A 22,171-nucleotide genomic window follows, 5' to 3' on the forward strand; every position below is an offset into this window, starting at 1 on the left:
TGCTGATCGCATTTCAAAGCCATGCGGCCATGTGCGGGTACTCCGCAGAGAGCGATAATCGGCATTGGGGATGTCAGTGTTGAATGGCAGCAAAAGTGTATCCACGGAGTGAAATAAAGTTTTGATGGCCGTCTTATTTTTTATATTGCAGCGCGTTCCATGCTGCACCTTCAGATCTGGACGTGTTATCCCGGATGCCGATCCAACATCGCAGTGATGCTGATCGCGTAGGGGGACGGCCCCGTTCGGATCATGGGATCAAACCTTCATGGACAACATCGCTTTTATGTCTCCCGCTGAAGCATCGCTTGCTATTTCATGCCCGCTTTAATTTAGATCAAAGAAAAATGCGATGGACATTAAAGAAAAAAACAACGCATAAGAAACACGGCAAATAATAATGAAGGTGGCAATACTCCAAACACAGCGGCCATATCAAGCGCTTGGCATCAGCATATTGTTATTTAAACAGCATGTTATTCGAGCCCATATATAAGAGGCCCCGCATCTGCGGGGCCTCCCAGTAACACAACACACCCTCAGACAATCGAACTGGCGACCAGTAAGTGATGCTCGTTAGTGTCGCGCACCGTCGCCTGTGTCGTGGTCACCGCGGACGGCATCGCCATCGCCGCAATCAAACGCTCCACCTCACCGGACAGCACCGTCCCATCCTGGAATACGAAAGATTCCACCTGATGCGCCGGCGTACTGAACCAGCCTGCCACGGTCACCTGATCGTCCCCATGATTGAAAAGGATGGAGAGATCGTCTCCTGACTTCGTAAAGAGCGCCTCTTCACGATGCAGCCCCTCACCAAACACCAGCCTGTCGGTACCGCCCTGTTCCACGAGGGTGTCGTGGCCGTCTCCTTTCTCGAACAAATACGTGTCCGAATTATTACTGCCGTACAGCGTGTCATCGCCGGTACCACCGCTCAGCACGTTGTCAGAGGAGTAATACGCCGACACTTTGAGCACGTCGTTACCGGCACCGCCTTCCAGACGGTTGCTGCCGCTGCCGCCGTCCAGCAGGTCGTTGCCATCCCCGCCTAGCAGCACATCATCGCCGCCGCGGCCGGACAGCGTGTCATCGCCAGCGCCGCCCAGCATGGTGTCCCGGCCTTCCCAGCCGTTTAGGGTGTCGTTGCCGGAGGTGCCCTGTGTGGTTAACGCCATGTCATTCAACGTCTTTCCGGTCCAGACGGTGCCATCGGCAAAGGTGATCTGTTCGATGTCGGTGCGCGCGTCACGCCCTCCATCGGAGTTCACTCTGTTCTTGAATCGGATGCTGTCGTGGCCGTTGCCCAAATCCAGCACTACATCCTGACCTTGCAACCATCCTCGGATGTCGCTGGCGGCAATGCCTGTGCCCAACACCAGGGTGTCGGTACCGCCTTGATCCACGAGGGTGTCGTGGCCGTCTCCCTGGTTGAACAGGTAGGTATCGGCGTTGTCACTGCCGTACAACGTGTCATCGCCGGTACCACCGTTCAGCACGTTGTCAGAGGAGTAATACGCCGACACCTTGAGCACGTCGTTACCGGCACCGCCTTCCAGACGGTTGGTGCCAGCGCCGCCGGACAGCACGTCATCGCCAGCGCCGCCCAGCAGGATGTCCCGGCCTTGCCAGCCCTGCAGGGTGTCGTCGCCAGAGGTGCCGACGGTCGTCAGGCCGATGTCGCTTAACGTCTCCCCAGTCCAGACCGTGCCATCAGCAAACACGATCTGCTCAATGTGGGCAGTGCTGCTACGGTAGCCATCGGAGGTCAACCAGTCCTTCAAGCGGATGCTGTCGTGGCCGTTGCCCAGGTCCAGCACCACGTCTTGACCTTCGCGCAGCACCTTGACATCACTGGCCACAATCCCGGCGCCCAACACGAGTTTGTCGGTACCGCCCTGTTCCACGAGGGTGTCGTGGCCGTCTCCTTGGTTGAATAGGTAGGTATCCGCAAAGATGCTGCCGTACAGCGTGTCATCGCCGGTACCACCGCTCAGCACGTTGTCAGAGGAGTAATACGCCGACACTTTGAGCACATCGTTACCGGCGCCGCCCTCCAGACGGTTGCTGCCGCTGCCGCCGTCCAGCAGGTCGTTGCCATCCCCGCCCAGCAGCACATCATCGCCGCCGCGGCCGGACAGCGTGTCATCGCCAGCGCCGCCCAGCATGGTGTCCCGGCCTTCCCAGCCGTTTAGGGTGTCGTTGCCGGAGGTGCCCTGTGTGGTTAACGCCATGTCATTCAACGTCTTTCCGGTCCAGACGGTGCCATCGGCAAAGGTGATCTGTTCGATGTCGGTGCGTGTGTCACGCCCTCCATCGGAGTTCACTCTGTTCTTGAATCGGATGCTGTCGTGGCCGTTGCCTAGGTCCAGCACCACATCCTGACCTTGCAGCCATCCTCGGATGTCGCTGGCAGCAATACCTGTGCCCAACACCAGGGTGTCGGTACCGCCTTGATCCACGAGGGTGTCGTGGCCGTCTCCCTGGTTGAACAGGTAGGTATCGGCGTTGTCACTGCCGTACAGCGTGTCATCGCCGGTACCACCGTTCAGCACGTTGTCAGAGGAGTAATACGCCGACACCTTGAGCACGTCGTTACCGGCACCGCCTTCCAGACGGTTGGTGCCAGCGCCGCCGGACAGCACGTCATCGCCAGCGCCGCCCAGCAGGATATCCCGGCCTTGCCAGCCCTGCAGGGTGTCGTCGCCAGAGGTCCCGATGGTCGTCAGGCCGATGTCGCTTAACGTCTCCCCAGTCCAGACCGTGCCATCAGCAAACACGATCTGCTCAATGTTGGCAGTGCTGCTACGGTAGCCGTCGGAGGTCAACCAGTCCTTCAAGCGGATGCTGTCGTGGCCGTTGCCCAGGTCCAGCACCACGTCTTGACCTTCGCGCAGCACCTTGACATCACTGGCCACAATCCCGGCGCCCAACACGAGTTTGTCGGTACCGCCCTGTTCCACGAGGGTGTCGTGGCCGTCTCCTTTCTCGAACAAATACGTGTCCGAATTATTACTGCCGTACAGCGTGTCATCGCCGGTGCCGCCGCTCAGCACGTTGTCAGAGGAGTAATACGCCGACACCTTGAGCACGTCGTTACCGGCACCGCCTTCCAGACGGTTGCTGCCAGCGCCGCCGGACAGCACGTCATCGCCAGCGCCGCCCAGCAGGATGTCCCGGCCTTGCCAGCCCTGCAGGGTGTCGTCGCCAGAGGTCCCGATGGTCGTCAGGCCGATGTCGCTTAACGTCTCCCCAGTCCAGACCGTGCCATCAGCAAACACGATCTGCTCAATGTGGGCAGTGCTGCTACGGTAGCCATCGGAGGTCAACCAGTCCTTCAAGCGGATGCTGTCGTGGCCGTTGCCCAGGTCCAGCACCACGTCTTGACCTTCGCGCAGCACCTTGACATCACTGGCCACAATCCCGGCGCCCAACACGAGTTTGTCGGTACCGCCCTGTTCCACAATGGTGTCGTGGCCGTCTCCTTGGTTGAATAGGTAGGTATCCGCAAAGATGCTGCCGTACAGCGTGTCATCGCCGGTACCACCGCTCAGCACGTTGTCAGAGGAGTAATACGCCGACACCTTGAGCACGTCGTTACCGGCACCGCCTTCCAGACGGTTGCTGCCGCTGCCGCCGTCCAGCAGGTCGTTGCCATCCCCGCCCAGCAGCACATCATCGCCGCCGCGGCCGGACAGCGTGTCATCGCCAGCGCCGCCCAGCATGGTGTCCCGGCCTTCCCAGCCGTTTAGGGTGTCGTTGCCGGAGGTGCCCTGTGTGGTTAACGCCATGTCATTCAACGTCTTTCCGGTCCAGACGGTGCCATCGGCAAAGGTGATCTGTTCGATGTCGGTGCGTGTGTCACGCCCTCCATCGGAGTTCACCCTGTTCTTGAACCGAATGCTGTCGTGGCCGTTGCCCAAATCCAGCACTACATCCTGACCTTGCAACCATCCTCGGATGTCGCTGGCGGCAATGCCTGTGCCCAACACCAGGGTGTCGCTACCGCCTTGGTCCACGAGGGTGTCGTGGCCGTCTCCCTGGTTGAACAGGTAGGTATCGGCGTTGTCACTGCCGTACAGCGTGTCATCGCCGGTGCCGCCGCTCAGCACGTTGTCGGAGGAGTAATACGCCGACACCTTGAGCACGTCGTTGCCGGCACCGCCTTCCAGACGGTTGCTGCCAGCGCCGCCGGACAGCACGTCATCGCCAGCGCCGCCCAGCAGGATGTCCCGGCCTTGCCAGCCCTGCAGGGTGTCGTTGCCAGAGGTCCCGATGGTCGTCAGGCCGATGTCGCTTAACGTTTCCCCGGTCCAGACCGTGCCATCAGCAAACACGATCTGCTCAATGTCGGCACTGCCGCTACGGTAGCCGTCGGAGGTCAACCAGTCCTTCAAGCGGATGCTGTCGTGGCCGTTGCCCAGGTCCAGCACCACGTCTTGACCTTCGCGCAGCACCTTGACATCACTGGCCACAATCCCGGCGCCCAACACGAGTTTGTCGGTACCGCCCTGTTCCACGAGGGTGTCGTGGCCGTCTCCTTGGTTGAATAGGTAGGTATCCGCAAAGATGCTGCCGTACAGCGTGTCATCGCCGGTACCACCGCTCAGCACGTTGTCGGAGGAGTAATACGCCGACACTTTGAGCACGTCGTTGCCGGCACCGCCTTCCAGACGGTTGCTGCCAGCACCGCCGGACAGCACGTCATCGCCAGCGCCGCCCAGCAGGATGTCCCGGCCTTGCCAGCCCTGCAGGGTGTCGTTGCCAGAGGTCCCGATGGTCGTCAGGCCGATGTCGCTTAACGTTTCCCCGGTCCAGACCGTGCCATCAGCAAACACGATCTGCTCAATGTCGGCACTGCCGCTACGGTAGCCGTCGGAGGTCAACCAGTCCTTCAAGCGGATGCTGTCGTGGCCGTTGCCCAGGTCCAGCACCACGTCTTGACCTTCGCGCAGCACCTTGACATCACTGGCCGCAATCCCGGCGCCCAACACGAGTTTGTCGGTACCGCCCTGTTCCACGAGGGTGTCGTGGCCGTCTCCTTTCTCGAACAAATACGTGTCCGAATTATTACTGCCGTACAGCGTGTCATCGCCGGTACCACCGCTCAGCACGTTGTCAGAGGAGTAATACGCCGACACCTTGAGCACATCGTTACCGGCGCCGCCCTCCAGACGGTTGCTGCCGCTGCCGCCGTCCAGCAGGTCGTTGCCATCCCCGCCCAGCAGCACATCATCGCCGCCGCGGCCGGACAGCGTGTCATCGCCAGCGCCGCCCAGCATGGTGTCCCGGCCTTGCCAGCCCTGCAGGGTGTCGTTGCCGGAGGTGCCCTGTGTGGTTAACGCCATGTCATTCAACGTCTTTCCGGTCCAGACGGTGCCATCGGCAAAGGTGATCTGTTCGATGTCGGTGCGTGTGTCACGCCCTCCATCGGAGTTCACCCTGTTCTTGAACCGAATGCTGTCGTGGCCGTTGCCCAAATCCAGCACTACATCCTGACCTTGCAACCATCCTCGGATGTCGCTGGCGGCAATGCCTGTGCCAAACACGATGGTGTCGCTACCGCCTTGATCCACGAGGGTGTCGTGGCCGTCTCCTTGGTTAAACAGGTAGGTATTGTTTTGGGAGCTGCCGTACAGCAGGTCGTTGCCCGCATCGCCACGCAGGATATCGTTGCCCTCACCACCGTACAGCGTGTCGTCTCCGCCGCCGCCGGACAGCACATCGTCGCCAGCGCCGCCACTGAGGGTATTGGCTCCGGCATCGCCGAACATGATATCCGCCGCGGCACTGCCTTCCAGATCTCCAGACACAAAGGGCGTACCCGCCTCCTTCAGGGCCTGTATGCCATCAGGGGCGGCGGCGGTACGGTCGATCATGTCGCGCAAGGTATCCAGCGGCTTCCAGTCGCTGCCAGCAAGGGCATCGCTGCCGTAGCGGTACAGGTCCATCGCATCCTGAAGCGCCTGGGCTTTGTTGTGCTGCCAGGTGTCATCCAGCTTGGCGTGCACCCCGGAGGCATCCCAGCCCATCACACCGTGGTGATATGTCATGGTGAGTCCGGACAGGTAATCGCTGAGCCGCTGCTGGAGCACCAGCCGGATATAGATGGATTCTTTCAGGTGGGCATAGGCCTTCGTGAAGGGGTCAATCAAGGGATCGAACTGCTCCGGCAGGAACCGGAAGGTCATTACCTCTTCGCCGTGTCCGTCAGGATGGACCACGCGGTTCCAGCTGAAGATCTGCCCCCCCATGGAGATCTGGCCGTTGTGATCGCTGACCAGGGTGGAGCCGTTGAACTTCTCCAGGATGCCGATGATCGGCCCAAGCCGGGCATGCTGCTGCTGGGTCCAGGTCTGAACGGCCTCCTGGCCCTGGGCGATCACGGCAGCAGGGACGAACCATTGGTAATACACATTGCGCTGCATGTCCCCGGAGGCTTCGAGGCGCTCCTCGCTGCTACGCATGGTTGAGGTGTCGGCCCACAGGGCAATGACCTGATCCAGCGCGGCGCGCAGGGTGCCCGGAGTGGTGCCGGACAATAGCGCTTGAACGGCCGCCAATAAGGCCGGTGACTGGCTGGCGGCTTCTTGCAGATCGCGCACCGCGCCGCTGCCGGTGATGGCTGGTAAGGCGCGGGCCGCCTCGCTCACGGTCACTTGGGCGTGGGCGCCGTTGTAGTCGCGGTAGAAGTGGTCCAGACCCAATTGCAGGTTGCCAACGACGCCGGTGCGGCCATCGCTGCGGGTGTAGGTGCCGCGGCCATCAATGAAATTACCGTCGTTCAAGTTGACGCGCTGGGTGTCGGTGGGCGTCAGGGCGATCGAGGCAATGCCCAGGCTGGAGAGGGTGAACAGCTCGTTGGTCTGGGAGCGGCCATCCTGATTGAGATCGCGCCACACGCGCACGTCGGTAAAGCGGGTGTCGCCGGCATCAAAGACGCCATCCCCGTTGCTGTCCAGATCGCGCAGTGCCTCAAAGCCGGAGGTGGCTTTCTGGCCGTTGGCCAATAGGGTATCGGCACCGAACAGTTCGCTGCCGTCATCAATGTGTCCGTTGCCGTTGCGGTCCAGCACTAGCAAGCCGTCATCGGATTTAATCCAGCCGCTGGCGTGTTTGATGCCGTCGCCGTCGTGATCAAACAGGATGTTTTTACCCGCCGCCACGGTTTCGATGCCGTCGCCATCCAGATCCAGCACCAGCGGGTCGCGGACATCACGCTGATAGCCGAACAGGTCATGAAGCAGCGTCATAAAAGCGTCGCTGTCTTTGTGTAGTTGATTGGCCAGGCGCTGGAAGGCATCGCCAAGATGGGTGCGCCAGTCATGGAGCCTCTGCTTCACCGCATCCACGCCATCTGTGATGCTGTCGCGGATCATCTCTCGCAGATGATCAAACAACGGTTGTATCCAGCGTTTCCAGGTGGCTTCCGCTCCAGAGAACACATCGGCGCTCCCCTCAGCCAGGGCCTTGGCCATATTCATGGTCCCCTGGAGAAAATCCTGATACCAATGCAGGCCTGCGGCCATCTGGGAGAACTGTTTTGCTGCATCGCGCACCCCGTCCCAGGTCCAAGATTGGCCGTCGCTCTGCACAACATCGCTGCCCAACTCAGAGATTATTTTTGCAACCCCGAGTTGCTGTTGGATGAGGGCGCTGTATTGCATGATTGCATCAATCGCGATTTTCGTTGCAATCTCATTTCTGGCAATGGGATCTTGGGCGGCATGAATAGCACCCGCAACATTGTCATCAATCAGGTCAAAGAGCCTATCGGCCCGTTGATACGGGTCGTAGCCATTCTCCCTATAGTATTTTTCAAGATTTTGATAGAACTCGGAATCAGGGTCCATCCCAAGCCCACCCACACCGATAGGGAAGGCGGCGCCCACCGTCCCGGCCCATTTATCCGGCGACAGCCCCAAGCCTCCTGTTTCTTCTCCTCCTATGGCAGTCCCAACATCTCTTGAAATGACGTTATCAAAAGAAAGTCTTTTATCTCGTATTGCATCCGCCATTACATCCATTGCCAGCATATTAGAGACACGTTGAAATACAGCCGCATCTATATTCTTGCCCGCCTCCCGTCCGGCCTCATACACCGCACCGCGTACAAACTCTGCATAGAAACCTCGCCCCGAATTAATCTCCCCGGCACGTGTCAGCCAATTCGCCAGTCTCGGATCACCACCACCGGCACGGACCGCTTGAGACAAGGTGTTATACATCGCCGGGTAATTCCCCGATTGCCTGTAACTGTCGGCAGTATCTAACTGAGCCTGATTAAAATAAAAATATGCACTCGTCATCATGATTCTCCTTGACATGGGATGGTATGGGACTCGACAAAATCAACTATTAACTTCAACTCATTGATTCGCTCCTCTTTGTTTATTGGCCGACTATTACCAATTTTATATTCAATAGTGAACAGTCCATCCTTGTCGATGGCTGAATAAAAGTAACCTGGGAAATCATACAAATAGAATGTTTTGTATTCTCCTTCAATTTTCAATTGCCCACTTGGATAATTTTGAGAAAAAGAGTTGATATAATATTCTTTTGCTGATTTGTCAGGAAAAAAGGCTATGGTGACCCTCGACATTCCGGGTTCACCGAATTTTCCTGGAGATTTCTCGGCCCCAGAAATATATCCAACATTCTTAAACCAGAATATGATCGTACTAGGCGGAAATTCGTTCAAACCCAATTCGGAGGGAAAACTGAAACATTTTTTGTAACTCGAATCACGCGACTGAATCATCATGATTTTATTTGGTTCCTTCACGGCTTCTTTAGCAGAATGTTGATTCCCTCTTTCTTTCATGTCACTTCTTCCACAAGATATTAAACCGCTGCATGCCATCATGAAAGCGGCGCCAAAAATCGTACGTAATATCAGTGGATGATGGAATAATCTTGCCGCACTCATATCGACTCCAGCGCAGGATGCCTGCATGTCATCTTTTTTTCTGCCTCCCGGACCACCTGATACACCGCGCCGCGTACACACGGTGCATAGAAACCTCGCCCCGAATTAATCTCCCCGGCACGCATCAGCCAATTCGCCAGTCTTGGATCACCGCCACCGGCACGCACCGCTTGAGACAAGGTGTTATACATCGCCGGGTAATTCCCAGATTGTCTGTAACTGTCGGCAATATTCAATTGCCCCTGATTAAAATAAAAATAGGCACTCGTCATCATGATTCTCCTTGACATGGGATAGTATGGGCATCAATAAAATCAATAATTAACTTTAACTCATGAATCCACTCCTCTTTGCTTCTTGGCCGGCCATCACCAATGAGATATTCAATATTCAACAATCCATCTTTATCAATTGCGGAATAAGAGTAATCATTGGAATCATACAAATAGAACGCTTTGTATTCCCCTTCGATTTTCACCTGTCCACTTGGATTTTTTTTAGAAAAAGAGTTGATGTAATATTCTTTTGCTGATTTTTCAGGAAAAAAGGATAGGGTGACTCTCGACATTCCTGGCTCACCGAATTTTCCTGGGGATTTCTCGGTTCCAGAAATATATCCAAAATGCTTAAACCAGAATATGATCATACTGGGCGGAAATTCGTTCGAACCCAATTCGGAGGGAAAACTGAAACATCTTTTGTATCTGGGATCATCTGATTGAATCATCATGATTTTATTTGGTTCCTTCACGGCTTCCTTAGCGGAATGTCGATGCTCGCTCTCTTTCATGTCGCTTCTTCCGCAGGACATTAAACCGCTGCATGCCATCATGAAAGCGCCGCCAAAAATCGTACGTAATATCAGTGGATGATGGAATAAGCTTGCGGCACTCATCTCCACTCCAGCGCAGGATGCCTGCATGTCATCTTTTTTTCTGCCTCCCGGACCACCTGATACACCGCGCCGCGTACACACGGTGCGTATAAACTTTGCCAGGAATGAATTCCTCCGGCACGCGCTAGCCAATTCGTTAATCTCGGATCGCCACCGCAGGCACACACCGCTTGAGACAAGGTATCGTACATCGCCGTGATATTCCCCGATGGCTTGTCACTGTCGGCAATATCCAACTGGGTCTGATCAAAATAAAAATATGCACTCGTCATCATGATGCTCCTTGACATGGGATGGTATGGGACTCGACAAAATCAACAATCAACTTTAACTCATGAATCCACTTCTCTTTACTTCTTGGCCGACCATCACCAATGAGATATTCAATATTCAACAGCCCATGCTTATTGATGGCTGAATAAGAGTACTGAGGAACATCATACAAATAGAATTCCTTGTATTCCCCTTCAATTTTTAACTGTCCATTTTTGTAAGCACGTGAAAGAGAATGGATATAATATTCTTTTGCTGATTTGTCACGAAAAAATCCTATGGTGATCCTTGACATTCCGGGTTCACCGATGATGCCTGGAGATTTCTCGGCGCCAGAAATATATTCAACATGCTTAAGCCAGAACATCACTTCGTTAGGGTAGGTATTCGTTGCGTAAAGTTCGGGTGGAAACTTAAAGCATTTCTTGTAACTTAAATCATCCGATTGAATCATCAGAATTTTACTTGATTCTTTCACGGCTTCCTTAGCGGAATGTTGATTCCCTCTTTCTTTCATGTCGCTTCTTCCGCAGGACATTAAACCAAAGCATATTATCATGAATGTGACGCCAAAGATCGTACGTAATATCAGTGGATGATGGAATAATCTTGCCGCACTCATATCGACTCCAGCGCAGGATGCCTGCATGTCATCTTTTTTTCTGCCTCCCGGACCACCTCATCCACCGCGCCGCGTACACACGGTGCGTATAAACTTTGCCAGGAATGAATTCCTCCGGCACGCGCTAGCCAATTCGTTAATCTCGGATCGCCACCGCAGGCACACACCGCTTGAGACAAGGTATCGTACATCGCCGTGATATTCCCCGATGGCTTGTCACTGTCGGCAATATCCAACTGGGTCTGATCAAAATAAAAATATGCACTCGTCATCATGATGCTCCTTGACATGGAATGGTATGGGACTCGACAAAATCAACAATCAACTTTAACTCATGAATCCACTCCTCTTTGCTTCTTGGCCGGCCATCACCAATGTCATATTCAATAGTGAACAGCCCATCTTTATTAATGGCTGAATAAGTGAAATCTTTAAGATCATACAAATAGAACGCTTTGTATTCCCCTTCAATTTTTACTTGCCCATTTCTATAAGCACGCGAAAGAGAATGAATATAATATTTTTTTGATGAAATATCACGGAAGATCGAGACACTCACCATTGACGTACCTGGATTACCGATGATACCTGGGGATTTCTCGGTTCCGGAGATATATCCAAAATTCTTAAAATGAAATATAAGTCCACTAGGAAGAACTTGAATCGGCCCGACTTCAGATGGAAAACTGAAACATCTTTTGTATCTGGGATCATCTGATTGAATCATCATGATTTTATTTGGTTCCTTCACGGCTTCCTTAGCGGAATGTCGATGCTCGCTCTCTTTCATGTCGCTTCTTCCGCAGGACATTAAACCGCTGCATGCCATCATGAAAGCGCCGCCAAAAATCGTACGTAATATCAGTGGATGATGGAATAAGCTTGCGGCACTCATCTCCACTCCAGCGCAGGATGCCTGTGGGCCATCTTCTTACTAACCTCACGCCCTGCCTGATACACCGCGCCGCGTACACACGGTGCGTAGAAACCTTGCCCGGAATTAATTTGTCCTGCGGTTGCCAGCCAATTCGCCAATCTTGGATCGCCGCCACCGGCACGCACCGCTTGAGACAAGGTATCGTACATCGCCGTGATATTCCCCGATGGCTTGTCACTGTCGGCAATATCCAACTGCGCCTGATTAAAATAAAAATCTGGATTTGTCATGATGATGCTCCTTGACATGGGATGGTATGGGACTCGACAAAATCAACAATCAACTTCAACTCATGAATCCACTCCTCTTTGCTTCTTGGCCGGCCATCACCAATGTCATATTCAATAGTGAACAGCCCATCTTTATCAATGGCTGAATAAGTGAAATCTTTAAGATCATACAAATAGAACGCTTTATATTCCTCTTCGATTTTTACTTGCCCATTTCTATAAGCACGCGAAAGAGAATAGATATAATATTCTTTTCCTGGGTTATCACGAAAAAAAGCTAGTGTCACCATCGATGTTCCTGGTTCACCGATGTTACCTGGAGATTTCTCGACTCCAGAAATATATCCAAAATTCTTAAAACGAAATATCCCCTTACTAGGCGAAAATTGGGCCGGCCACATTTCTGAGGGGAAACTGAAACATTTTTTGTACTTGGAATCATCCGATTTAAACATCATGATTTTATTTGGTTCCTGCACGGCTTCCTTAGCGGCATGTTGATGCTCGCTCTCTTTCATGTCGCTTCTTCCGCAGGACATTAAAGCGGTGCATGCCATCATGAAAGCGGCGCCAAAGATCGCACGTAATATCAGCGGATGATGGAATAATCTTGCGGCACTGATCTCGACTCTACAGCAGGGTGCCTGTGGTGCAATCACGCTTGCTGTATTGTCTTTACCATTGTAAGAAGTATCGCGTCGAATATCCGACAGGGAGAATATCTTAGTCATACATAATCATCATTTTTAAATTGCATGAAAAGTCAATGTTGTATCCATCTTTTTATATAAAGCGCATAACTGCTCTTGGGTGCTAATACTGTCAAGCAATGCGTGGGCTTGTTGTGCGGTGAGTGTCATGCCTATCTTCCGCTGCTTTAAAATCTAAAACGGACCACGATGGGAGTATGAATGTGACGGTTAGACCGGCCTGCGCCGTGCACAGTCACGGCTGCTTTGAAGATGGCGATAAATTGATTGAACGAATAATTGTCCAATAAGGGTTGTAGTACATCGGGGTTTTCCCAAGCCGAGGGTGGCAATGTCTTAAGGGGGTTGATTTGATCATGGGGCATCACTTTGATCGACGCTACTTTGTTCCACTCGATAACATAGGGGTTGTCTTTAAACAAGGAAGGTTTACGAGTACGGTCAATATCCAATTTGATAATAAATTTCGAACCATTCAGATAAAGATAGAACCGGTAATAAAAGACATTTTTAAATGCTTGATTTGCAGTGGGGCCACCTTCGTATAAATGAAAGTTACGTTCACGATCCACAGTCCATTGCCTGCGTAGTTCGATGTGTAAGTTCAGATCTTTTTTAAAAGGCAATCCATATTTTTCGATATCTTCCGCTGTGGGAATTTCATTAATAAACGGCATGTCATGTCCTTTGAGACTATTTAAATACATGGATACAACAGCTGTGATGCTGGGTAAAAGAATCCCTGTTGTTTAAGAAGCATTCCCATTTAAGAATCCATCCTATTTTTTTGACCTCCTCACCTGAGTGATGTGCATGCCTGTGAAATCCTTGATGAAACCCAATGGCATTGGGTTTTATTAAACATCTCATTTATCTATTTTCTGTGGTGGTGATATTTCTATTTCTCATGGGTTTGGGTATTGCTTGCTCTGAAGTATTTGAGCGGTGCCGGGCCCGTGGGCCATGTGCGCAAGCCGGTTGAACGGGAAGTGCCATGCGGGGCTGTTGTGACTTCGAAGGTTCCGTGTGGGCAAAGACGGCGTGTGGGAGGAGGCCACATGGCAAGCACTCCTTGAGTTGTTCCGGCAGTGGCCGGGGTGCGATGGACGCAGGCGCTGTGGAGGTGTGTATGGATGGGATGGACGGGGAAGGATGGCCGCGGCGTTGCCAGCCGTGATACGCCGCAGATGGCCTGATCGTCTGAAGTGTCCTGGGGCTCCATTCGGGAATCCTTTCCGTTATTTTTCGCGATTTATATCACGTTCTATAGGTGATGCAAGATGGTCGTAACGCTGGCGGCGTGGACGCTCCTTTTGCTTGGTTGAGCGGTGGTGATAAGCAGTGATGTAGGAGAGGGCGGGGGCTTGCAGATCGGGTCTTGCACCGTTGCTTTTCAAGGGTGGCAAGGCGTGGACGGTGTCGGAGGGGGGACACTGAGTTGTGGGTGCCGCCTGATGTTGCAGTAGAAGCGGTTGACGCTTCATTGCAGGTTCCCTAACAGGCCCTTCATGCGGTGTCTTGTTTTATTTCATGAAATGCTGCTGCTGATTGCCACTGTGGAAAAAGTAAGGCAATCGCATCGCCAAGGCTCACAACGTTGCTTATCGTTCCCGTAATGCTTCATCAGCATATTGCCGCAGAGGACTCAGTAAATAATCAATGACGGTGCGTTTACCTGTTTTGATTTCTGCGCTCAATACCATGCCTGCGCTCATCTTGATTCGAGCTCCGTCAATATCGAGTGCCGTGGCGTCTAACCGGATCCGCACGGGAAAGACCAGTCCAAGTTTCTCGTCTTGTGCGGCGTCATGGGAGACGCTGACGACGTGGCCCGTCAGGTATCCGTAGCGGGTGTAGGGAAAGCTTTCAACCTTGACGGTCACCCGTTGTCCGGGACGTAGGAAGCCGATGTCTTTGTTGAGTACGTTTGCTTCCACTTCCAATGTCTCTTGTACGGGGACAACCACCAATAATTGCTGTGCCGGTGTCACCACACCGCCAATGGTGTGGATGGCTAATTGCTGCACGATGCCTTCGACGGGGGAGCGCAGGGTCATGAAGTGATCGCGTTGCCGGGCTTTCGCTAGTTGTGGTGTCAGTTGACCAATTTGCTCTTCGGCTTTACGTAAGCCATCCAGGGTCTGTTGGCGAAAATCGGTTTCCCATACGCTCAATTCTTCCTGCGCGGCGCTCAAGGCGGAGCGGATTTCCTGGAGACGGTTGCGTTGCGTCGCCAAGTCGCGTTCGGCGGTGATGCGTTCCTGTTCACGCAGCAGGTATTCGTGACGGCCCACGTATTGACCTTTGAGTAACTGCGCGTAATCTTCGGAGCGCATTTTGGAAATCCGTGCCGATTCTGCCAATGGTTCGATGGTGTCTTGGCCTGTTTGTAATTCGGCGCGGCGCTGGGCAATTGTTGCTTGCAGGTTGTGACGTTTGGCTTGAAAGGCGTCGAACTGGCTGAGTGCCAGTGATTGCTCGGCGGCCATGCGGTCAGTTGGGATATCTGCGGCCTGTTTTAATTGCGGTGCTTGGTTCTGCTCGAGTGCGGCCGAAAGTGCCTTCAGCCGCAAGGCGGTCAATCTGGCATTGAGCAAGGCATCGTCAGCCTGGGCGTATTCAGCACCGGTGGCTGTGGCGTCCAGTTCGATCAGTGGCTGATTTGCTTGCACTCTTTCGCCATCGCGTACCAGGATTTGGTGCACGACGGCGGTCTCCAGGGGCTGCACGACTTTGGTCCGTGAATCCACCACGATCTTTCCAGGGGCGACGGCAACGATTTCAATCTTGCCGAGACAGGCCCATAGCAGGGCCACTACGAAGCATCCAATGATGATCCGCATGCTCCAGCGTGCGGTAGGTGATACCGGGGTGTCTGTCAGTTCCAGATGGGCGGGCAGGAAGGTGCGCTCATCGGGCGTTCTGTGCGGTGGATCTAACTGGGCGCGAATTGACCAGGCGGCTCGGAAAACATTGAAGTAACGCGAAAGAAAGTCGCGCCATCCTTGGAGCAGGTGTTTCATGATGTGCCTTGTTGGAGCCGGAATAGATGGGCGTAATGACCGTCGTGGCGGCCTAACAGTATCTCGTGCGATCCACTTTCCACGATTTTCCCTTTATCGATGACGACGATACGGTCAGCGTGGCGTACCGTCGATAGGCGATGCGCGATGATCAGGACAGTGCGGCCCTTACAGATGGCACGCATATTTTGCATCACCGCATGTTCTGATTCGTAATCAAGTGCGCTGGTGGCTTCATCGAAAATCAGAATGCGCGGATCGCCAATCAGGGCGCGGGCAATGGCAATGCGCTGGCGCTGCCCGCCGGAAAGCCCGGTGCCGTGTTCGCCAATCTTGGTGTCGTATCCTTCTGGCAGTTCAGCAATGAATGCATGGGCACCGGCCAGTGTTGCGGCGTGGATCACGCGTTCCAGCGGGATGCCCGGGTCGGCCATGGCGATGTTTTCACGCACGCTGCGGTTGAACAGAAAGTTCTCCTGCAGTACGACGCCAATTTGGCGACGCAGCCAGGCCGGGTCAGCCAATGCAAGGTCGTGGCCGTCGACCAAAACGCGCCCGCGCTCCGGGACGTACATCCGTTGTACTAGTTTGGTCAGGGTACTTTTTCCAGAGCCGGAACGCCCCACGATGCCGAGTACTTCGCCAGGCGGTATGTCCAGGTCGATCCCGGCGAGCACTTCGGGCGTATCCGGGCGATAACGGAACATGAGGCGTTCGAAGGTGATCCGCCCCTGGATGGGCGGCAATGTCATGCGGCTGCCGGGAAGTTCGGTACGTGTATTGAGAATCTCGCCTAGTCGCTCGACCGAAAGTCCTACTTGTTGAAAATCCTGCCATAGCTGGGCTAGCCGGATGATTGGAGCAGTCACCTGCCCGGACAACATGTTGAAGGCAATGAGCTGTCCAAGGGACAGTTTCCCTTCAATCACTAGTTTGGCGCCCCAGAACAACACGGCGACGTTGGTGAGTTTCTGTACCAATTGAACGCTTTGTTGGCCAAACGTCGCAATTTTGGTGACGCCAAAGCTGGCTCCGACGTAGCCGGCGAGTTGGTTGTCCCAGGTGCGTGTGACACGTGGGTCTACCGCCATCGCTTTGACGGTACCAATACCGCTGACTGTCTCGACTAAAAATGCTTGGTTGTCTGCGCCGCGTGCAAATTTTTCATCCAGACGTTTCCGGAGTACTGGGGTGACGAACGCTGAGATGAGTGCATAGATTGGCAACGACAACACTACAATCAGTGTCAGCCAGCCGCTGTACCAAAACATCACGGACAAAAAGACCACGGTGAACAGTAAGTCCAATACCGAGGTCAGTGCTTGGCCGGTGAGGAAATGGCGGATATTTTCTAGCTCGCGTACCCGTGCGATGGTGTCGCCAACCCGACGCGATTCAAAATACGCTAAGGGCAATGCCAAAAGATGGCGAAACAAGCGTGCCCCTAGTTCAACGTCAATTTTGCTGGTGGTATGTGAGAAGACATAAGTCCGCAGCCCCGTCAGCAACACTTCGAATAAGGCGAGCGAGATCAGGCCAACGACGATCACTTCAAGTGTGGTCAGTGCTTGATGTACCAGCACTTTGTCCATGACGACTTGGTAGAACAGCGGTGTCATCAGTGCGAATAGTTGGATGAATAGCGACACTGCAAACACTTCAGTGAGCAGTTTGCGGTACTTGACGACGGCTGGAATGAACCAGCTGAAGTCAAATTTAGCCAGATTTCCCAGGACCGAGGCGCGGGAGGCCACTTGGAGCAGGCGGCCTGCGTAGCGCGCTGCAAATTCATCCAGTGAGATTGTCCGTGGCCGCTGATCTGTCAAGTCGTGGATCAGTATCTGGTTGCCAGTGACTTTGGCAACGATAAATGCATGTCCTTCAGGGAGCAGTGCCAGTGCAGGCAATGCCGCCATCGCGATACGGTGTGCCGGCTGAGTGACGACTTTGGCCTTTAGTCCGAGCTTCTTGGCAGCCAGCAGTAAGGACGTTTCATCGAATGGTTCGCCACTGCGCCCGAAATCGTGCGCTATCTGGATGGGATCAGCCGCAATGCCATGAAACTGGGCCAGCAGCACTAAGCCGTGGAGCGCGCTGTCAAGCCGTGTATTCGAACCTGCTTGATTCTCTGGTGTCGCAAGGGAACCCTTGTTTGTCATGTTGCCATCCTTAATGTGCAATTCCTTTCCTTATCTATATTTAAAACACTGATGTCCGCTGCTGAGTGACCATATGGCCCCGTGAACTTTCGGCAATGTCTTATTTTATATAATCACGTTGCTGAAAATCATGCTGTTGCCGCGGGGCGCGTTATCAAGCGTGGCAAGCCGGCAATGCTTGTTGCTGCTGCATCGGTGGAGCGACAGGTAGTGCAATCCGGTGAGTGTTGAGTGGCCGAGCTGAAATGGGAGCGTGGTGTATATGGAAACGATTCATCTAGTACAACCCTAAGCACGTCGGAGTAAGGATTTAAGGAATATAAGGTCTGACGTACCACTGCTTTTTGACTTAACATGCGGGCTTTCAGTGAACCGGCTTACATCCGCGATGCCTAATAGCCCGCAAATGCCGCTTGCTACGCGCCAGCGCCTGTCCGAAGTCCGCTATGAGATCCGAGGCGAGTTGGCGCGTCGTGCGCGTGAACTGGAGGCAGAGGGTCGCACGCTGATCAAGCTCAATATCGGCAATCCAGGAGCATTCGGTTTCCGGGCGCCGGAACATCTGCAACGTGCCATTGCCGATGACATGGGACGTACCGACCCATATACCCATCAACAGGGTTTGCCCATCGCACGCGAAGCGATCGCCGCCGCCTATGCCCGACGCCACTATCCAGATGCACATCCAGATAGAATCTTCGTCGGTAACGGGGTGTCCGAGTTAATCGACTTATCGTTGCGCGCCCTGCTTAATCCAGGTGATGAGGTGTTGATTCCTTCACCGGACTATCCGCTTTGGTCAGCGGCGACCATTCTTAACGATGGCCGCCCGGTGTATTACCGTTGTGCATCGGAGAACGGTTTTCAGCCAGATCCGGTCGAGATCGAATCTCTGGTGTCTGCACGCACGCGTGCGATTGTGTTGATCAATCCGAACAATCCCAGCGGTGCCAATTATTCGCAGGAATTACTGGAGCGGATCGTCTCCATCGCAGTCAAACATCATCTGTTGTTACTGGTGGACGAGATCTACGATCAGATCCTGTATGACGGTGCTGTGTTCGTGCCAGTGGCGCCACTGGCTGGGACGCATCCATGCATCACTTTCAGTGGGCTCAGCAAGGTACATCGTGCCTGCGGCTGGCGTGTCGGTTGGGCGCTGTTGTCCGGGAGTAGTATTCGAGTCGACAACCTGCGCAATGCGATGGACCTGCTTGGTGCGCTGCGCTTGTGTGCCAATGTGCCGGGGCAATATGCGATTGACGCAGCGGTCAACGGGCCAGATACGATCAGCCCGTTATGCTCGCCGAGTGGTCCTCTGTACGAGACCCGTCGCGCTGTGGTCGAGGCATGCGCGGCCAGTGAGCATTTGTCGCTGGTGGTACCTGCAGGGGCGTTATACGCGTTCCCAGCGGTGGTCGGGCCGGCCGCACGGCATTTCGATGACCATGATTTTGCGCTGGAGTTGATGAATGAGGAAGGGGTGCTGGTGGTCCCTGGATCAAGCTTCAATGTGCCATACCGGAATCACTTCCGCGTGACCTTGTTGCCTGAGGCTACGTTAATGCGCGAAGTGTTTTCTCGTATCGATCGGGCATTGTCCCGCCGTGCCGAGGTCACCACGAAGGTTGTGCCGCTCAAGTCGCGTAGTGCAGCCGCCTGATGGAAGTACACGATGCTCCCCCCTGGGGCGTTTTCTATGTCATTTTCACCACGTGGTGTTTCGCTGCATCATCGGACGCCTTTCTCGTATGCGTCAACAACAGAGACGGCACGATGATCCTGCAAGGTGAGTGTGGGTCAACGTAGTCGCAGAACATTGACACGTCGCAATAGATGGAAGGGGCGGTATACGCTGGAGGAACGCTTTGTGCCCCGGGACGCCATGCTGAAACTTCGTCCACTGCGTTGCACAGAGTAGCCATGTGCCTTGGTCATCGATATACATCACTGCAATCCGGCGGAACAGTGTCGAAGATATCCGTTGTGTATCCGCCTATGCTCGACAAAAGCTAGAGTGCATGAACATCTGTAGTAAACACAGCGGTACCTGCACATGGTGCCGTTGAAGCGCTATTACGATCTACTGAAAAGCGAGCCAGCACTCTTCCTCCAAGGGCTTCTCAACATGACCATCAATGCATATTGATACATGGACAGACAAACGTCACGCATACTCTGGGGGAGTGCCTGGCACTTCAGGTGAAGGCCGCTGCGAAAAGTATGGCTGCCGTGGCGGGGCTTTGCTGCTGTGTAGAGGAATACGGGGAATGGTCTTTTAACTCAATTGGGATTACGTGCTTTTAAGCCACGTGCGTCCAGGGCTTCCAACACCCTGCTGAGGATTGTGCAATTGTGGCCATGTGCAATCCCTTCGTGTAGAAGCACGATGGCACCAGGGCGCAGATCACGCACAATCCGCGCTACGACGTCATCGGGCTCACATTTAGTCCCGTCAAAGCCACGTGCGCTCCAGGCGATACGCTCCAGACCGTGCCGACACAACGGCGCCGCCACCCAAGGGTTGGTCATACCCACCACTGAGCGGTACCAACGTGGTGGTGTGCCAATGATTTCAGTCAACGTGTGTTGTGCCATTCCAATCTCTGTAGCCATGTGGCGCGGGCCCAGCGCCCAGAACCATGCATAAGGGTGGGTATGGCTGTGATTACCGATCGCATGGCCACGGCGCAGAATCTCCCGCACCAATGCCGGTTGACGCGCAGCGCGTTCCCCAACTAGGAAAAACGTGGCGCGCGCATCGTGGCGGTCGAGCAGATCCAGCATGGGTGCTGTGTCATCGGAGGGGCCATCGTCGATGGTCAGCCAGACGACCGGTGCAGTGCTGTCCAACTGGACGACGACCGGCGCATACAGCCGTGATCGCGGTAAAAATACGGCTAATAAAAAATAGGCTTGGCTGATTAAAAGAACCGGCAGCCCCCAGTGCCAACCCAGGCACCACCACAGTACGGCGGCGGTGAGGTGCGACAAGACAAACCATCCTATCCAGGGACGGGCAGGCATCACGGTGTAATGTGGTATTTCTTTGGCAATCATGTCCCTTATTCATCGCAGGCAGGCGTAAAATGGACCGCTATTCTACGTCCCATGATCGGTTCTCAAATGTCCCTCGATTCTGCTCTGCGCTCGCGCATTGAAACTCTGCTGCATTCCAACCGCGTCGTCTTGTTTATGAAGGGTCGTCCAGGGATGCCGCAGTGCGGTTTTTCTGCCAAGGCGGCAGGCATACTTGATGAACTATGTGTCGAGTACGCGCACGTCAATGTATTGGACGACGCAGAGATCCGGGAAGGCATCAAGCGCTATGGTGACTGGCCAACCATCCCGCAGCTGTACATTGATGGTGAACTGATCGGTGGTAGCGACATCATGCTGCAGATGTATGACAACGGTGAATTGAGCACTCTGCTTGGTATGACGGCTCCGGAGCGCACCGCACCATCAATCACCATCACTCCAGCAGCCGTGGAGATGCTCAAGAGCACACTGGCCAATGCGCCTGGGAGCTCGTTGGCACTGTCAATCGACAGTCGCTTTCAACCCACCTTTGAGTTGGTACCCACCAACGAGAAGGCAATCGCTTCAGAATCCAACGGTTTGCGCGTGCAATTCGATCTTGCCAGCGCACGCCGCGCTGAGGGCATCACGATCGACTGGGTCGATGATATCCGTGGCCACGGTTTGGCGATCGACAATCCAAACGCGCCTAAGCCGATTCAGGAACTATCACCCCGTGACGCTGCTGCCCAAGTCCATGCGGGTACCCTGACTTTGGTGGATGTACGCCCTGCTGATGAGCGTACGATTGCTTCGATCGCTCTGCCATTCCGTACCATGGACGGTGCCGAACGCACTGCGTTGGAGCAGCTTCCCAAAGCGACGCCGCTGGCATTCTTGTGCCATCGTGGTGGGCGTAGTCTTCAAGCGGCCGAGCATTTCCGCAGCTTGGGTTTTACCCACGTGTACAACATCAGTGGTGGTATTGATGCTTGGTCCACTCAGGTCGACAACAGCGTGCCAAAGTATTGAACTGACTCACGACGAGACGTTAAACGTCGATCACTCCCTGGGCGACATTCCTGTTTCCAGGTTCAGTGTGACTGCTGACGTTGGTTGTTACGATCAACCGCGGCAGCATGGGGATATGCCGCTGCTCTCTTCGGAAAATAATGATGAGTACGAAGTGGTGTTTGGCTCAGGAATCCAGTTTCGACACCAAGGTATCGCTGTCGATAAGTGCAGTCACTATCCCAAAACTGGTTGGCTGAGTTGGCCCAGAGGCTTGCCGACACTTCTATCAGGCTTAGCCAGCCAGAACGATGGTATGACGATCAGCAAACCAAGCTTAGTTTGATGGTCTTGTCCA

The 22,171-nt window shown here is 54.2% G+C and carries 17 protein-coding genes; 2 read left to right on the forward strand and 15 right to left on the reverse strand.

The annotated features are described in order from the left end of the window. Positions 1–539: 539 nt before the first annotated feature. The 14 genes from PLS229_RS04490 to PLS229_RS04555 form a co-directional block, all read right to left on the reverse strand. A complete protein-coding gene (locus tag PLS229_RS04490; protein WP_114867094.1) occupies positions 540–8,309 on the reverse strand; it encodes a calcium-binding protein in 7,770 nt (2,589 codons plus the stop codon). Continuing rightward, positions 8,309–8,932 (reverse strand): hypothetical protein, encoded by a 624-nt coding sequence (locus tag PLS229_RS04495; protein WP_038270281.1) that lies wholly within the window; start codon positions 8,930–8,932, stop codon positions 8,309–8,311. The genes PLS229_RS04490 and PLS229_RS04495 overlap by 1 nt, the downstream gene beginning before the upstream one ends. Then, on the reverse strand, positions 8,929–9,207 hold the full coding sequence (locus tag PLS229_RS04500) for a hypothetical protein (RefSeq protein ID WP_038270278.1): 279 nt from the start codon (positions 9,205–9,207) through the stop codon (positions 8,929–8,931). The genes PLS229_RS04495 and PLS229_RS04500 overlap by 4 nt, the downstream gene beginning before the upstream one ends. Continuing rightward, the gene (locus PLS229_RS04505; protein WP_038270275.1) at positions 9,204–9,827 is read right to left on the reverse strand and encodes a hypothetical protein; all 624 of its coding nucleotides are present in this window, start codon (positions 9,825–9,827) and stop codon (positions 9,204–9,206) included. The genes PLS229_RS04500 and PLS229_RS04505 overlap by 4 nt, the downstream gene beginning before the upstream one ends. Further along, the gene (locus PLS229_RS04510) at positions 9,824–10,102 is read right to left on the reverse strand and encodes a hypothetical protein (protein WP_038270272.1); all 279 of its coding nucleotides are present in this window, start codon (positions 10,100–10,102) and stop codon (positions 9,824–9,826) included. The genes PLS229_RS04505 and PLS229_RS04510 overlap by 4 nt, the downstream gene beginning before the upstream one ends. Then, on the reverse strand, positions 10,099–10,722 hold the full coding sequence (locus tag PLS229_RS04515; protein WP_038270268.1) for a hypothetical protein: 624 nt from the start codon (positions 10,720–10,722) through the stop codon (positions 10,099–10,101). Before PLS229_RS04515 ends, PLS229_RS04510 begins: the two co-directional genes overlap by 4 nt. Next, positions 10,719–10,997: a hypothetical protein gene (locus PLS229_RS04520; protein WP_038270265.1), complete on the reverse strand. Its 279-nt coding sequence runs from the start codon at positions 10,995–10,997 to the stop codon at positions 10,719–10,721. The genes PLS229_RS04515 and PLS229_RS04520 overlap by 4 nt, the downstream gene beginning before the upstream one ends. Continuing rightward, positions 10,994–11,617, reverse strand: coding sequence for a hypothetical protein (locus tag PLS229_RS04525; protein WP_038270262.1), 624 nt, complete (start codon positions 11,615–11,617; stop codon positions 10,994–10,996). The genes PLS229_RS04520 and PLS229_RS04525 overlap by 4 nt, the downstream gene beginning before the upstream one ends. After that, positions 11,614–11,889 (reverse strand): hypothetical protein, encoded by a 276-nt coding sequence (locus PLS229_RS04530; RefSeq protein ID WP_236632887.1) that lies wholly within the window; start codon positions 11,887–11,889, stop codon positions 11,614–11,616. The genes PLS229_RS04525 and PLS229_RS04530 overlap by 4 nt, the downstream gene beginning before the upstream one ends. Continuing rightward, the gene (locus PLS229_RS04535; protein WP_051482244.1) at positions 11,886–12,512 is read right to left on the reverse strand and encodes a hypothetical protein; all 627 of its coding nucleotides are present in this window, start codon (positions 12,510–12,512) and stop codon (positions 11,886–11,888) included. Before PLS229_RS04535 ends, PLS229_RS04530 begins: the two co-directional genes overlap by 4 nt. A 254-nt stretch (positions 12,513–12,766) precedes the next feature. After that, positions 12,767–13,276, reverse strand: a complete 510-nt coding sequence (locus PLS229_RS04540; RefSeq protein ID WP_038270259.1) for a hypothetical protein — start codon at positions 13,274–13,276, stop codon at positions 12,767–12,769. Between the two features lie 561 nt (positions 13,277–13,837). Next, complete coding sequence (locus PLS229_RS04545) at positions 13,838–14,083, reverse strand: hypothetical protein (protein WP_152536569.1); 246 nt, start codon at positions 14,081–14,083, stop codon at positions 13,838–13,840. A 117-nt stretch (positions 14,084–14,200) separates the two neighbouring features. Further along, the gene (locus PLS229_RS04550) at positions 14,201–15,622 is read right to left on the reverse strand and encodes an HlyD family type I secretion periplasmic adaptor subunit (RefSeq protein ID WP_038270256.1); all 1,422 of its coding nucleotides are present in this window, start codon (positions 15,620–15,622) and stop codon (positions 14,201–14,203) included. After that, positions 15,619–17,781, reverse strand: a complete 2,163-nt coding sequence (locus PLS229_RS04555; RefSeq protein WP_038270253.1) for a type I secretion system permease/ATPase — start codon at positions 17,779–17,781, stop codon at positions 15,619–15,621. The genes PLS229_RS04550 and PLS229_RS04555 overlap by 4 nt, the downstream gene beginning before the upstream one ends. Before the next feature lie 388 nt (positions 17,782–18,169). On the opposite strand from PLS229_RS04555, the gene PLS229_RS04560 reads away from it, so the two are divergent. Continuing rightward, positions 18,170–19,444: a pyridoxal phosphate-dependent aminotransferase gene (locus PLS229_RS04560; protein ID WP_038270250.1), complete on the forward strand. Its 1,275-nt coding sequence runs from the start codon at positions 18,170–18,172 to the stop codon at positions 19,442–19,444. A gap of 620 nt (positions 19,445–20,064) precedes the next feature. On the opposite strand, the gene PLS229_RS04565 is transcribed toward PLS229_RS04560, so the two are convergent. Continuing rightward, positions 20,065–20,841, reverse strand: a complete 777-nt coding sequence (locus tag PLS229_RS04565) for a polysaccharide deacetylase family protein (protein WP_038270247.1) — start codon at positions 20,839–20,841, stop codon at positions 20,065–20,067. Between the two features lie 66 nt (positions 20,842–20,907). Between PLS229_RS04565 and grxD the strand changes: the two genes are divergently transcribed. Continuing rightward, positions 20,908–21,834, forward strand: a complete 927-nt coding sequence (grxD, locus tag PLS229_RS04570) for a Grx4 family monothiol glutaredoxin (protein ID WP_038270326.1) — start codon at positions 20,908–20,910, stop codon at positions 21,832–21,834. Positions 21,835–22,171 lie beyond the last annotated feature (337 nt).

Source organism: Xylella taiwanensis, assembly GCF_013177435.1.
Taxonomy (GTDB): Bacteria; Pseudomonadota; Gammaproteobacteria; order Xanthomonadales; family Xanthomonadaceae; genus Xylella; species Xylella taiwanensis.

Coding starts and splice junctions, on each gene's coding strand:
- PLS229_RS04540 (WP_038270259.1), bottom strand. CDS start 13,276: ATGCCGTTTATTAATGAAATTCCCACAGCGGAAGATATCGAAAAATAT.
- PLS229_RS04525 (WP_038270262.1), bottom strand. CDS start 11,617: ATGAGTGCCGCAAGCTTATTCCATCATCCACTGATATTACGTACGATT.
- PLS229_RS04520 (WP_038270265.1), bottom strand. CDS start 10,997: ATGATGACGAGTGCATATTTTTATTTTGATCAGACCCAGTTGGATATT.
- PLS229_RS04565 (WP_038270247.1), bottom strand. CDS start 20,841: ATGATTGCCAAAGAAATACCACATTACACCGTGATGCCTGCCCGTCCC.
- PLS229_RS04500 (WP_038270278.1), bottom strand. CDS start 9,207: ATGATGACGAGTGCCTATTTTTATTTTAATCAGGGGCAATTGAATATT.
- PLS229_RS04530 (WP_236632887.1), bottom strand. CDS start 11,889: ATGACAAATCCAGATTTTTATTTTAATCAGGCGCAGTTGGATATTGCC.
- PLS229_RS04510 (WP_038270272.1), bottom strand. CDS start 10,102: ATGATGACGAGTGCATATTTTTATTTTGATCAGACCCAGTTGGATATT.
- grxD (WP_038270326.1), top strand. CDS start 20,908: ATGTCCCTCGATTCTGCTCTGCGCTCGCGCATTGAAACTCTGCTGCAT.
- PLS229_RS04505 (WP_038270275.1), bottom strand. CDS start 9,827: ATGAGTGCCGCAAGCTTATTCCATCATCCACTGATATTACGTACGATT.
- PLS229_RS04545 (WP_152536569.1), bottom strand. CDS start 14,083: ATGAAGCGTCAACCGCTTCTACTGCAACATCAGGCGGCACCCACAACT.
- PLS229_RS04495 (WP_038270281.1), bottom strand. CDS start 8,932: ATGAGTGCGGCAAGATTATTCCATCATCCACTGATATTACGTACGATT.
- PLS229_RS04515 (WP_038270268.1), bottom strand. CDS start 10,722: ATGAGTGCGGCAAGATTATTCCATCATCCACTGATATTACGTACGATC.
- PLS229_RS04560 (WP_038270250.1), top strand. CDS start 18,170: ATGCCTAATAGCCCGCAAATGCCGCTTGCTACGCGCCAGCGCCTGTCC.
- PLS229_RS04550 (WP_038270256.1), bottom strand. CDS start 15,622: ATGAAACACCTGCTCCAAGGATGGCGCGACTTTCTTTCGCGTTACTTC.
- PLS229_RS04555 (WP_038270253.1), bottom strand. CDS start 17,781: ATGACAAACAAGGGTTCCCTTGCGACACCAGAGAATCAAGCAGGTTCG.
- PLS229_RS04490 (WP_114867094.1), bottom strand. CDS start 8,309: ATGACGAGTGCATATTTTTATTTTAATCAGGCTCAGTTAGATACTGCC.